Origin of the sequence: Rathayibacter sp. AY1A3 (assembly GCF_002930975.1) — a bacterium.
Lineage (GTDB): Bacteria > Actinomycetota > Actinomycetes > Actinomycetales > Microbacteriaceae > Rathayibacter.
On record NZ_PSTO01000003.1, the window covers coordinates 38825 to 51878 of the forward strand.

The following is a 13054-nucleotide window of genomic DNA, read 5'->3' on the forward strand; positions in this document are numbered from 1 at the left end:
CCGGCCCGGCCCCCCTCCGGGCCGGCGGTCGCGGCCGACGGCCCCTCTGCGGAGCGGCCGGGAACAGGAGAGAATGTCGCACGTGACTCCGCCCTCCCCGTCGTCCCGGAACGAGAGGTTCCCGCTCGACGTCGTCTTCCAGGCGGCGCGGATGTACTACGTGGAGGATGCCACCCAGGTCGAGATCGCCTCCCGCCTCGACGTCTCCCGCCCCACGGTGAGCCGCCTCATCGCGGAGGCCCGCCGGCTCGGCCTCGTGCGCATCACCGTCGTCGACCCGTTCGAGGACGCGACCGCCGGCACGGCCGACGCCCTGCGCGACGCCCTGGGGCTCCGCTCCGTCCACCTGGCCGCGGTCACGCACGCCTCCACGCTCGGCCGCGACCTCGCGGTCCCCGTGGCCGCCGCCCTCGCCGAGATGGAGCTGCGCAGCGGCGACGCCCTGCTGATGTCCCTCGGCCGGACCGTGCACGACATCGCCCGGTCGGGCCTGCTCCCCCGGCTCCCCGGGGTCACCATGGTCCCGGCCGTGGGCGGGCAGGCGGAGCCGCAGCCCTGGTTCCAGACCAACGAGATCACCCGGATGGCCGCCGAAGCCAGCGGAGCGCGGTCCAGCTTCCTCTTCGCCCAGTCGTTCCCGAGTCCCGCGATGCGCTCCGGCCTCGAGGAGGACCCCGCCTTCCTCGAGGTGCGGAAGCTGTGGAGCACCGCGAAGGGCGCTCTGCTCGGGATCGGCGCACCGACGGCGACGCGCGACAACCTGTCGTCGGGCCTGCCCTCGGACGAGGGCCTCTTCGACGACGCGGCGGGCGACGTCTGCCTCAACTTCTTCCATGCCGACGGGAGCGCCCTCGAGTTCCCGGGCAGCGACCGGATGGTCCGCGTCTCGCGCGAGGACCTGGCCGCCGTGCCGCACGCCGTGGGCGTGGCGGTCGGGGCGGAGAAGACCGCGAGCATCATCGGCGCCGTCCGCGGCTCGCTGATCAACACGCTCGTGACGGACGCCGCGACGGCCGCGGCCATCCTCGCCGCCCTCTGAGCGCCGGCCGCCGCTCCCCCACTGTCCAGAAGTTGTCGCACTCGACACCCGAGTGCGACAACTTCTGGAGAGTCGAGGAGCGGCCGTCCCGCAGCGATCCGCGTCAGGGCTGCGTGAACGCGACCTTCTGCACGCTGGTGCGTCCGTCGAGCGTCGTCGTCGTGATGCGCATGCTGTACGACCCGGCCGGGGCGACGGCGCCGTTCGTCAGACGTCCGTCCCAGGCGAGGGTCTGCCGGCCCGCGAGGTGGCGGATCGACGAGGTCAGCTGCTTCGCGACTCCGCCGGACGCCGTGAGCACCGCGACACTGGTCGTCGCACCGTCGCCGGTCATCCAGTCGAGCGTCGTCGTGCCGCCGGGGCGGGTCACCGCGGGCGCCGAGACCACGAACGCCGGCGTCCGGCCGAGCGTCGCGGTCGCGTGGCCGTCGGCGACGGTCAGCGCCGTGCTGCCCGCGGTGGTCCGGATCGACGCCGTCGCCCCCGAGACCTGCACCGAGGCCGTCGACGGGCCCGCGGTGTAGAGCGCCTGCACCGTCTCGGTCGGCGTCTGCAGCACCGTCCCGTGCAGATTCACTCCGTAGTCGGCCGTCACGTCGTCGATCGAGACCGTGCCGGAGGAGATGCCCGACATCGCTTTGTAGACGAAGGCGTCCACGAGCTTCACCGGGTAGTCCCACACCCCGTCCCCGTCGCCGCCGGAGTGCGTGTAGTTCGCGTTCAGCCCGTCCGAGAACAGCGTCATCTTCTGCCACGGCGAGCCGCCGACGTTGCCGACGAGGCCCTGGAAGGTCTCCCCGGTCGCGTCCTGCAGCTTCAGGTAGACGGGGCTGGTGCTCGCGTCGCCGCTGACCCAGACCGAGACCGCTGTCGGCGAGCCGGGGAGGGTGCGCGAGGTGTGCAGCTGCGCGCCCTTCGAGGCGCCGGAGAAGTCGTACGTCAGCTTCAGCGCACCCGAGCCGGAGTAGCCGGTCGACGTCGCGGCCAGCGAGGCGGTCCCGCCGCCGATCGGCGCCACGGCCCATCCGCTCGTGGAGGCGAGGTCGTCGACCTTCACCGGCGAGGCGGAGGCGGTCGCGCTCGCCCGGCCGACCGCGGTGCCGGTCGCGAGGACCGCGCCGACCTCCTTCAGCGCCGCGTACGCGGGCTTCTGCCGGCCGGAGCGCTCGGTCACCGAGAAGGTGTCCAGCGGCGCCTGCGGGTCGGGGCCTCCGACGAGGTTGTACCAGGCGATCGCCTTGATCCCGCGGGCCGCGGCGTCGAGGTAGGAGCGCGAGAGGTACGACGCCTGATCGGCCTCGCTGGTGGCGCCGGTGCAGGTGGTGCAGGTCGCCCAGCTGACCTCGGTGATCCACAGGCTCCGGCCCGGCGCGCTGCGGGTGAGGAAGTTCTGCGCCGCGTCGAGGTAGGTCGGGATCGCTCCCGTCTCGGGCGCTCCGTCGACCGTGTACGTGTGGATCGCGAGTCCGTCGAAGGAGTCGCCCGCCCCGGCCGCCAGCACGCCCGCCATGAACGGGTCGCTGAACTGGTCGAGCCCGCCGACCAGCACGGTCGCGGTCGGGTCCACGGCCTTGATCGCCGTGTACGCGGCCTTCAGCATCTCGCCGTACTGGCCGGCCGTGGCGCCTCCGCGCCAGTAGTAGTCGGTGTTCGGCTCGTTCCACACCTCCCAGACGTTCACGCGGTCCTTGTACCGGGCCACGGTCGCCGCCGCGTACGACGCGAAGTCGGCGTTGCTGCGCGGCGGGTAGTACTGGGCGTCCTCCGCCGCGGTGCCGGCCGGGGCCGACGAGGCCCAGGGCGCGGAGTAGGCGAGCTTCCCGATCATGTCGACGTTGCGCGCCTGGCTGATCGCGACGGCCTGGTCGAACTTCGCCCAGTCGTAGAAGCCCTTCCGCGGCTCGACGCGCTTCCACTCGAACTCCTCGCGGGCCCAGCGCACCTGCGCGTCCTCGAGGAGGGCGGCCTGCCGGTCGGCCTCGACGGGCGAGTCCTGCTCGGTGAGGAAGCTGTTGATGCCGCTGATCGACGTGGGCGACGCCTCGGTGACCCGGGCGCTCACTCCGGTGAGGTAGGGGCGGGTCGCCGTGGCGGCTCCCGAGAGCGCGCCGTCGGCGGTCGTGTCCCAGGTGAGGCGTCCGGCGATGCTGCCGGCCATCGCGGCTCCGCTGTCGTCGGTGCCGTCGTAGGCCGCGGTGATCTCGCCCGCGGCGGCGGCGGTCCCGCCGAAGGTGCGGGTGCGGCCGGCGCTGTCGCGCAGCACCAGGGCGTAGTCGCCGGGCCCGCCCGCCGTGAAGCGGACGGTCGTGGTGGCCGCGTTCTCGCGGGAGAAGCGGGCGGCGCTCGCGGTCGGCAGGGTCCAGTCCTTGTCGAGGACGCGCAGGTTGTCGAGCACGACGGTGCCGGTGGCGGGGGCCGAGGCGCCGTTGCGCACCACGTTGATCCGCACCAGCGAGACCGGGTAGTCGAGCACGCCGTCGTCGTTGCCGAGGTGGGTGTTCGCGGCGGGCGACCGGAGGTCGATCGTCGCGGTCGTCCACCGGCTGAGGCTCATCGCGTCGACGCGGTAGAAGAACATCTCGCCGGTGGCGTCGCGCAGCTTGAGGAACACGGTGTTCCAGCTGCTGTCGCCGAGCAGGTCGACCTTGAGCGCGGTCGCGGGCTGCGTCAGCAGCGGCACCGGAGTCGTCGCGGTCTCGATCTCGGCGTCGGCGCGGGAGAGGTCGTAGGAGATCTTCAGCGCGCCCGAACCCTCGGTGCGGGTGGCCGAGGTCGAGGGGGTCGCGGTGCCGGCGGCCTGCACCCAGTCGGTCCCGGCGGAGTCGAAGGACTGCGCGAGGCTCGCGTCCGCGTCGATCTCCGCAAGGGTCAGCAGGAGCGGGATCCCGCTGCGGGTGGCGTTCGAGGCGAGGACGCCGTCGTCCGTCCCGTCCTGGGAGAAGACGCCGCTGACGTCGCCGCGCATGCGGGTCCCGGAGTCGTCCGAGCCGTCCCAGGTCAGGGTGACCGGGCCGGCCGCGGCCGCACGCCCGGTGATCGTCTTCACGCGCCCCTCCTTGTCGCGCAGCTCGAGGCGGTGGTCGCCCGGGCCTGCCGCGGTGAAGGAGAACGAGGTGGTCGCCGAGGCGCCGGGGGTGAAGAACGCGGTCGCGGCCGTCGGCAGCGACCAGCCGGTGGCGAGGGTGCGCAGGTTGTCGAGCACGACGGTCCCGGTGGCGGGCTGGCTGCCGTTGCGCACGATGATCACGCCGGAGAGCTTCACCGGGAAGTCGAGCACCTGGTCGCCGTCGCCGCCCTCGATCAGCGCGGCCGGAGCGGTGAGGTCGACGTCGATCGTCGCCCACGCCGTCGAGCGCATCGCGTCGAGCCGGTAGGTGAAGGTCTCGCCCGAGGCGTCGCGGAGGCGCGTGTAGACGGTGTTGTAGGTGCCGTCGCCCTTGAGGTCGATCCGGAGCGAGGAGGCCGGCTTCGCGATCACGGTCGCGGGGGTGCTCTGCACCGTCTCGACCAGGCCCGACGAGACGTCGTAGTCGATCCGCTGGGCATAGGAGCCCTGGGTCTTCTGCGCGCTGGTGCGCGAGACCGCCGCCGAGCCCATCGCGACGCTCCAGCCCGACGCCGCGCCCTCGAAGCCCTCGACCACGCTGGTCGTCGACGGCTGCGCCGCGGCGACGGTCAGCAGGGTCGGAGTCGCCGAGCGGGTCCGCGACGCGGAGAACTGCCCGTCCGGGGTCGAGTCCTGCAGGAAGGTGCTGCGGATCGGGCCGTCCATCTCCTGGCCGTCGTCGGCCTTCCCGTCCCACTGCACGGCGGTCTCGCCGGGCTCCGCGAGGGTGCCGGTGAGGGAGCGGCTGCGGCCGGTGCCGTCGCGGAGGACGATCATCCAGTCGCCGGCCGTGGCGGCCGAGAACGCGAGGCTCGCGACTCCGCCCTCCGACGGCACGAGGAACTCGGTGTCGGCGACCGGCATCGTCCACCGGCTGCTCACCGCGCGCAGGTTGTCGAGCACGAGCGAGCCGGTGGCGGACTGCTCGCCGTTGCGCACGACGTAGAAGCCGGTCAGCGTCAGCGGCATGTCGAGCACGGAGTCGGCGTTGCCCCCCTCGGCGAGCACCGGGTCCTGGGTGAGGTCGATGGGCACCGTGGTCCAGGTGGTCTGCCGCATCGCGTCCATCCGGTAGGTGAACGCCTCGCCGCTCGCGTCGGTGACGCGGAGGTAGACCGTGTTGTAGCTGCCGTCGCCCTTGAGGTCGACCTTCAGCCCCGTGACCGGGCCGGTGGCGACGTCGAGCGGAGCGGTCCGCGTGATGCCGGCCATGCCGTCGGTGAGGTCGTAGTCGACGGCGAGCGCGTCGGTGCCCTCGGTGCCGGTCGCGCCGCCCCCGGCCGCGGAGGCGCGGCGCAGGGTGGCGGATCCGGTGGCGACTCCCCAGCCGGCGTCTCCGCCGTCGAAGGCCTCGACCACCGAGGTCGCGTCGGGGTCGTCGGCCGCGGCCAGGGTGAGCAGGAACGGGACGCCGGTCGTCGTCGCGGCGGCGAGGGAGCCGTCGGCCGAGTCGTCCTGGCGGAGCACCGCGCGCACGTCGCCGGTCATCGCGGCTCCGGAGTCGTCGCGTCCGTCCCAGTCGACGGCGACGGGACCCGCCGCGGCGGCCGTGCCGGTGAGGGTGCGCGAGAGCCCGGCGGCGTCCGCGAGCCGCAGCTCCCAGTCGCCCGCGGATCCGGCGTCGAAGGAGAGCGCGGCGCTCGCCCCGGCGGCGACGTAGGTCGAGGCGGCGACGGGGAGGGTCCAGCCGGTGGTGTCCGCGCGCAGGTCGTCGAGGGCGAACGTGCCCGTCGGCGGCTGCTCGCCGTTGCGGACCACGAGGACGCCGGCCACGGTGAGCGGCGCGTCCATGACTCCGTTGCCGTCGCCGCCGTCGCGGGCCACCGGCTCCGCGGTCAGGTCGACGGTGAGCGTCTGCCACTGGGTCGAGCGCATCGCGTCGACGCGGTGCACGAAGGTCTCGCCGCTCGTGTCGCGGACCCGCAGGTAGACGGTGTTGTAGGAGCCGTCGCCGCGGAGGTCGACCGTCAGGGCCGAGGCGGGCGCGGGGATGACGGGCGCCTGCAGCGGGTCGAAGCCGAGCTCGGCGAGCCCCCCGGTGACGTCGTACGCGACCTCGAGCGACGAGTCGCCCTCCGTGCTGTCGTCGGAGACGGCCGTGGAGGCCGTGCCGGTCACCGTCGCGAGCGCGGGCGAGCCGCTCTCGAAGCCCGTCACGGGAGTGGTCCCGGGAGTCGCGGCCGACGCGGCGCTCGGCGCCGTGAGCAGGCCCGCGACGAGGGCGGCGGTGACGAGGAGGACTGTTCGGGCACGGGACATGGGGGCACTCCGCTGGGCGTCGGATCGAGGATCGAACGCTCGCCTGGGGGTGATGGCGAGCCGGCCGCATCGACGACCTGCGCGTCACGCTAGGACCGGCGGGGGTACTCGGAAGGGCGCGGAGGAAAGCTCGATTCGCCCGCACTCGAAGAGGGGTGGCGGGCCGGGGCGGATCCCCTCGGGCGATATCACGAGGGCCGATCCGCGCGCCAGCCCTCGCAGAGAGGGCAGACGGGGCGCTGAGAGGAACGCTATCCGGTGCGGCGCCGGAGCGCACGCCTCACTTCGTTCGAGTGCTCTCAGGTCCAGTCGAGAGCGGAGCGCTCGGCCCAGTAGCGGGCCGGATCCACGGCGAGCGCCGGGAGATCCGCGAGCTCCACAGGCTGCGCGCGCAGGTTGGCCCGCAGCTGCTCCGGAGTCGCCGCGCCGCTCAGCACGACGTCGGCCCAGGGCTGCGCGAGGGCGGCCCCCAGGGCGACGGCGTCCGGCGCGGCGCCGGCGTGCTCGATCGGGTGCGCCACGAGCCTCCCGTTGGCGAGGGCCTCCTTGACCACCACCAGCCAGCCGTCGTCGTGCGCGGCGGCGAGCGCCCGGCCCGCGGACTGCTCGAGCGGGTTCCAGGTGCTCTGGACCGCGCTGAACGGCGACTCCGGGATCGCGCGGGCGAGCTCGATCACGCGCGCCTGCTCGGGTCCGCTGGTGGAGAGGCCGACGCGCACTCCGGAGCCCGCGAGGCCGCGTAGTCGGTCCAGCAGCGGGCGGTCGGTGAGGGCCGGGCTCTCGGGAGTGATCGAGTGGACGAGGTAGGAGTCGGGCGCCGAGCCGAGCGCGTCGAGCGTGAGCGGCCACTGGCGGTCGAGCATCGCGACCGAGTGCTCCTTGCGCTCGTGCACCGGCGCGTCCATCGCCCACCCGCCGACGTACTCGTAGCCCCACTTCGACTCGATCGTGAGCGCCGCACGCCGTTCCGGATGCCGGGCGAGCCAGCCGCCGAGGAACTCCTCCGCCCGCCCGTAGGAGCGCGCGGCGTCGAGGAAGCGGACGCCGGCGTCCCACGCCGCGTCGAGCAGCAGGTGCGTGCGCTCCCGCAGCGCGTCGACGCTCCGCTCGGCCGCAGGGCCGAGGTCGTCGTCGCGCCCTGCCGTGATGTACGCCGGCCGGCCCACGGCCGCCAGCCCGATCCCGAAGCGCTGCATCCCGCCCACGGTACGCCCGTCCCGGGGCTGCGGCAGCCGCTAGCGTCGAGCGGTGACCTCCGCCCTCGACCGCAGCATCCTCCGGCTCGCCGTCCCGGCGCTGGGCTCGCTGGTCGCCGAGCCGCTGTTCCTGCTCACCGACTCCGCCCTGGTCGGCCATCTCGGCGCCGTCCCGCTCGCCGGGCTCGCGCTGGGCGGCACGGTGCTGCAGACGATCGTCGGCCTCATGGTCTTCCTCGCGTACAGCACCACTCCGCGGGTCGGCCGGGCCCTCGGCGAGGGCGACGAGCGGAGGGCCGTGGCGGCCGGGATCGACGGCGGCTGGCTGGCCCTGCTCCTCGGCGCCGGCATCGCCGTGGTGGGCGCGCTGACCGCTCCGGCCGTCGTGGCGCTCTTCGGCGCGGAACCGGCGGTGGCCGAGGCGGGCGTGCGGTACCTGGCGGTGAGCATGGCCGGGATCCCCGCCATGCTCGGCGTCTTCGCGCTCACCGGGCTCCTCCGCGGCTTCCAGGACACCCGCACTCCGCTGGTGATCGCCGCCGGCGGATTCGCCCTCAACGCCGCTCTCAACGCCGTGCTGATCTACCCGGCCGGCCTGGGGATAACCGGCTCCGCACTGGGGACGGTGATCGCGCAGTGGGCCATGCTCGCGGCCTACGCGGGAGTCGCGCTGCGGCTCGCCCGGAGGGTCGGCGCGCCGCTGCGGCCGCACCTCGCTGGCCTGGCCTCGTCCGCGGGATCCGGCGGCTGGATGCTGCTGCGCACCGCGAGCCTCCGCGCGGCGATCCTTCTCGCGGTCGCGACCGCCACCTCGCTCGGGGCGGAGGAGCTGGGCGCCTTCCAGGTGGCGATGACGCTGTTCTCGACGGTCGCCTTCGCCCTCGACGCGGTCGCGATCGCCGCACAGGCGCTGCTGGGCCGCCTCCTCGGCGCGGGCGACGCCGAGCAGGCCCGCGCCGTCACGAAACGCTGTGTGACCTGGGGAATCGGTGCGGGTGCAGTGCTCGGAGCGCTGGTCACCGGTCTGAGCGGTGTCCTGCCGTACGTCTTCTCGAGCGACCCGGAGGTGCTGCGGCTGCTGCCCGCGGCGATCGCCGTCGTGGGCCTCACCGCTCCGCTCGGCGGCTACGTCTTCGTGCTCGACGGCGTGCTGATCGGCGCCGGCGACGGCCGCTACCTGGCGCTCAGCGGCCTCGCGAACCTCGCCATCTTCGTCCCGCTCGCCCTGCTCGCCCCCGCCGCGCCCGCCGAATGGCGCCTCCTCGCGCTCTGGCTCGCCTTCGCCGTCGGCTTCCTCGGCGCCCGCGCGGTCACCCTCGGGCTCCGGGTCCGCAGCGACGTCTGGCTCCGCTGACCGCACTCCTCCCCTGTGGAGAAGCCTGTGGACAACTCCGGTCAGCGCGGCGGTGCGCTGGTGTTCCCGCGGTGGAAGACGGCGTGGAAGCAGACCGCCTCCGCCTCCTCGTCGGCCAGGAGCGCGACCGCGGCCCGTCCCGCCGCACGGCCCTTCTCGACCGCGGGCTGGGCCATCGTCGTGAGGTCGTACTCGGCCGCGAGACCGGGCACCTGCACGCCGTCGAAGCCGACCACCGAGAGGTCCTCGGGCACGCGCAGCCCGCGCTCCTCCGCCGCGAGGATCACGCCCGCGGCCAGCAGATCGCTCTGCGCGACGACCGCGGTCGGCGGCTCCGCCCCCTCGAGCAGCGTGCGGCCCGCGGCGACGCCCTCTTCGACCGAGCTCGCCGCGGCGGCGACGACCGACGCGTCCGGGAAGACGTCCTGCACGCCGAGGAGGCGGTCGACCGGAGTGATGCTGGGGCTCGAGCGCCAGCCGGGCGGGATCGCGCCGCGGCGGCGGTCCTTCGCGAACGGGAGCGAGACCACCGCGACCCGCTCGTGGCCGAGCTCGCGCAGGTGCTCCGCGAGGGTGCGGCTGGCCTCGCGGTTGTCGAGCGAGATCACGGCGCCGCCCAGCTCCGAGAGGCCCTCGACCACGACGACCGGCACCCCCCGGCGGCGCAGCACGGCGACGGAGTCGTCGACCGACGGGCTGCAGCCGACCAGGATCATCGCGTCGACCGGGGCGGTCGCCAGCAGGCCCGCGCCGTCGCCGGTCTCGGTGAGCAGCAGGATCCCGGCGTCGACCCCGCCGAGCACGTCGGCGATCCCGTCGAGCATGGCGATCTTGATCGGGTCGCGGAACGCGTGCAGCATCCGCTCGTCCACGACGACCCCCACGATCCCCGAGCGGCCGCGGCGGAGCGAGCGCGCCCGCGGGTCGGGGCCGGCGTAGTCGAGCTCGGACGCCGCGCGCAGCACCCGCTCCTTCGTGGCCTCCGAGACGGGGCCGGAGCCGCTGAAGACCAGCGAGGCGGTGGAGGGGGACACTCCGGCCCGGCTCGCGACGCGGGCGAGCGTCGGCCGGGGGCTCTTGCGGGGTTCCACGTTCCTCCTCGTGGGGGCGGCGCACTCGTCGTCGGTTGACCGGCCCCGGGGTTCCGGATAGCTTAGACCGGCTCGCTTCGAATCGATTCGACCGTGCCTCTCGATCCGGTGTCCGGATCCCGCCCGCACCAGGAGAACCGCCATGACCTCGACGTCCGCGCTCACGCGCCCGCAGCTGGTCGCCTGGCGAAACGCCGTCTTCACGATCTTCGTCCTCAGCGGGATCTCGATCGCCACCTGGGTCTCGCGCACCCCCGCCATCCGCGACGAGCTCCAGCTCTCGACCGCCGGAGTGGGCCTGCTGATCCTCTCGATGTCGATCGGCGCGATCGTCGGACTCGCGTTCTCGACGCCGGTCATGGGCGCGATCGGCGCCCGGCGCGGCATGGCGCTCGGTCTCACCGTCTCGGCGGCGGGGCTCGCGGTGCTGGGCGTCTCGGCCGACGTCATCGGCGTCCTCCCCGCGGCCTTCGCCGGCATGGCGATGCTCGGCTTCGGCAATGGAGCGGTCGACGTGATGATGAACGTCGAGGGAGCGGCCAACGAGAAGGCCTTCGGCAAGACGCTCCTGCCGCTGTTCCACGCCTTCTTCAGCCTCGGCACCGTGGCCGGCGCACTGATCGGCGCGGGCGCCTCCGCTCTGGCCGTGCCCGTCGCCGTCCACCTCGGCGCGATCGCCGTGGTGATCGCCGTGACCGCGGTGATCGCGATCCGCTTCGTCCCGGTCCGCGAGGAGCTCGACACCTCCGGCGCGGCGACCACGGTGAAGCCGCCGGTCCGCGAGCGCGTCGCCGCCTCCCTCGGCGTCTGGCGCGACGGCCGCCTCGTCCTCATCGGCCTGATCATGCTGGGCATGGCCTTCGCCGAGGGCTCCGCGAACGACTGGCTGACCCTGGCGATGGTCGACGGCCACGGCACCGACAAGACGACCGCCGCCGTCGTGTTCGGCGTGTTCGTCGCCGCCATGACGGTCGGACGCGTGATCGGCGGACCCGTGCTCGACCGCTTCGGCCGCGTCCCGGTGCTGCGCGCCTCCGCCGGGCTCGCGATCGTCGGCATCCTGCTGTTCATCCTCGCCCCGGTCGACGCGCTCGTCGTCGTCGGCGCGGTCGCCTGGGGTCTGGGCTGCTCGCTCGGCTTCCCGGTGGGCATGTCGGCCGCGGCGGAGGGGCCGCACTCGGCCGCCCGCGTCAGCGCGGTGGCGATGCTCGGCTACGTCGCGTTCCTGGTCGGACCGCCGGCGATCGGCTTCCTCGGCGAGCACTACGGCCTGCTGAACGCCCTCTTCCTGGTGCTGGCCCTGGTCGTCGTGGCCGGGCTCGCCTCCCCCGCCGCCCGCAGCCGGCGGAGCTGACCGCCCCGCTCCACGCGCCTCCGCAAGCCCCCATGCGGCCCGGGCGCCCCGGCGCGCCTCCCCCTAGGCTTCCCGGGACGGCGGCGGAGGGGGAGCGGATGCGGTACCGAGCGCGCGACGGCGCCCTGCTCCACGTCGACGAGCACGGAGCCGGTCAGGGGCGGCCCCTGGTGGTCGTCCCCGGTGAGCCGGAGCGCCACCCCTCCTATCTCGGCTCGTTCGCCTCGATCGCCTGCACGCGCCGCGTCCTCGTGCTGCACCCGCGCGGAGTGGGCGACTCCTCGGAGCTGCCTCCCGCTCCCCCGGCCACGACGGCCGCCGACGTGGAGGACCTGCGCCGCCACCTCGGCGTCGACGAGCTCGATCTCGCCGCGCACGACTCCGGCTGCCGCGCCGTCCTGCTCGCCGCCGTGGACGCGCCCGAGCGCATCGCCCACCTGCTCCTGATCGCCCCCGGCACCGCCTGGCTCGGGATCGACGACCGGGCTGCCGGTCCCACGCCTCCCGCCGGCTCCGACGACACCGCGGCGATCCGCGACGCTCTGCAGCGCCTCGACTGCCCCGCGGTCGTCCTCGGCGGCGAGGACGATCCGGTGACGGGCGTCGCCGCTCTGGAGGCGCTCACCGCGCTCCTGCCGCAGGCGAGCCTGGCCGTCATCGAGTCGAGCGGCCACCACCCGTGGGCGGAGGCGCCGGCCGAGTTCGCGGTCGCGCTGCGCGCCTCGCTCTCGGTGCCGCCGCCCGCTCCTCCGCTCGGCCGCCGGCCTCCCGTCGCCGCGCGCTGAGCCGGGAGCCCGCCGGAGCCGCGCCGTCTATCCTCGACGGGTGCGTCTCGTCATCGCGCGCTGCTCCGTCGACTACACCGGCCGTCTCAGCGCCCACCTCCCGCTCGCCACCCGCCTCCTGCTCGTCAAGGCCGACGGGAGCGTCCTCATCCACTCCGACGGCGGCTCCTACAAGCCGCTGAACTGGATGAGCCCGCCCTGCACGCTGATCACGGGCGAGCCCGACGAGGAGGCGCGCGCCGCGGGAGTGACGCAGCAGTGGACCGTCGCGCACCGCAAGACCGGCGACGCTCTCGTCGTCTCGATCCACGAGGTGCTGCACGATTCGGCGCACGAGCTCGGCGTCGATCCGGGACTCGTGAAGGACGGAGTGGAGTCGCATCTCCAGCGCCTTCTCGCTGAGCAGATCGGCCTCCTCGGAGAGGGGCACACTCTCGTCCGGCGCGAGTACATGACCGCGATCGGCCCGGTCGACATCCTCGCCCGCGATTCCTCGGGAGCCGCCGTCGCCGTCGAGATCAAGCGCCGCGGCGAGATCGACGGAGTCGAGCAGCTCACCCGCTATCTCGAGCTGATGAATCGCGATCCGCACCTCTTCCCGGTGACGGGAGTCTTCGCCGCTCAGGAGATCAAGCCGCAGGCGCGGACTCTCGCCGAGGACCGCGGAATCCGCTGCGTGGTGCTCGACTACGAGGCCATGCGCGGCACCGACGACTCCCACACGCGCCTGTTCTGACAGGCACGGCGACAGGCACGGCGAAGACGCGGCGACAGGCACGGCGAAGGCCCCCGCGATCGGATCACGGGGGCCTTCCGCTCACCGGGCGCGAGGCCCGGGAATGCGGCGTCTCACCGGGCCGAGAGCCCGGC

The 13054-nt window shown here is 74.1% G+C and carries 8 protein-coding genes; 5 read left to right on the top strand and 3 right to left on the bottom strand.

The window, feature by feature from the left end; translation table 11 throughout:
• The first annotated feature begins 82 nt into the window (after positions 1–82).
• Entirely contained in the window at positions 83–1039 is a 957-nt protein-coding gene (locus C5C10_RS02010) for a sugar-binding transcriptional regulator (RefSeq protein ID WP_219813144.1), read from the top strand.
• A gap of 103 nt (positions 1040–1142) precedes the next feature.
• Here C5C10_RS02010 and C5C10_RS17475 read toward each other — a convergent pair whose 3' ends face one another.
• Entirely contained in the window at positions 1143–6404 is a 5262-nt protein-coding gene (locus C5C10_RS17475; protein WP_146082088.1) for a FlgD immunoglobulin-like domain containing protein, read from the bottom strand.
• Between the two features lie 299 nt (positions 6405–6703).
• A complete protein-coding gene (locus C5C10_RS02020; protein WP_104328435.1) occupies positions 6704–7600 on the bottom strand; it encodes an aldo/keto reductase in 897 nt (298 codons plus the stop codon).
• 52 nt (positions 7601–7652) lie between these two features.
• Between C5C10_RS02020 and C5C10_RS02025 the strand changes: the two genes are divergently transcribed.
• On the top strand, positions 7653–8954 hold the full coding sequence (locus tag C5C10_RS02025) for an MATE family efflux transporter (protein WP_104328393.1): 1302 nt from the start codon (positions 7653–7655) through the stop codon (positions 8952–8954).
• 41 nt (positions 8955–8995) lie between these two features.
• On the opposite strand, the gene C5C10_RS02030 is transcribed toward C5C10_RS02025, so the two are convergent.
• Positions 8996–10045 (bottom strand): LacI family DNA-binding transcriptional regulator, encoded by a 1050-nt coding sequence (locus C5C10_RS02030; protein WP_258060357.1) that lies wholly within the window; start codon positions 10043–10045, stop codon positions 8996–8998.
• 142 nt (positions 10046–10187) lie between these two features.
• On the opposite strand from C5C10_RS02030, the gene C5C10_RS02035 reads away from it, so the two are divergent.
• From C5C10_RS02035 to nucS, 3 genes are all read left to right on the top strand, one after another.
• Positions 10188–11399 carry an MFS transporter gene (locus C5C10_RS02035; RefSeq protein WP_104225755.1) on the top strand — a complete coding sequence of 404 codons (1212 nt, stop codon included), beginning with the start codon at positions 10188–10190 and terminating at the stop codon, positions 11397–11399.
• A gap of 98 nt (positions 11400–11497) precedes the next feature.
• Positions 11498–12184: an alpha/beta fold hydrolase gene (locus C5C10_RS02040; protein ID WP_181073368.1), complete on the top strand. Its 687-nt coding sequence runs from the start codon at positions 11498–11500 to the stop codon at positions 12182–12184.
• A 40-nt stretch (positions 12185–12224) separates the two neighbouring features.
• Positions 12225–12920 (top strand): endonuclease NucS, encoded by a 696-nt coding sequence (gene nucS, locus C5C10_RS02045; RefSeq protein ID WP_104222623.1) that lies wholly within the window; start codon positions 12225–12227, stop codon positions 12918–12920.
• Positions 12921–13054: the final 134 nt, after the last annotated feature.

What these genes read in the sequence shown, in the direction of transcription:
- C5C10_RS17475 (WP_146082088.1), bottom strand. Translation starts at nt 6,404, where the DNA reads ATGTCCCGTGCCCGAACAGTCCTCCTCGTCACCGCCGCCCTCGTCGCG.
- C5C10_RS02020 (WP_104328435.1), bottom strand. Translation starts at nt 7,600, where the DNA reads ATGCAGCGCTTCGGGATCGGGCTGGCGGCCGTGGGCCGGCCGGCGTAC.
- C5C10_RS02035 (WP_104225755.1), top strand. Translation starts at nt 10,188, where the DNA reads ATGACCTCGACGTCCGCGCTCACGCGCCCGCAGCTGGTCGCCTGGCGA.
- C5C10_RS02040 (WP_181073368.1), top strand. Translation starts at nt 11,498, where the DNA reads ATGCGGTACCGAGCGCGCGACGGCGCCCTGCTCCACGTCGACGAGCAC.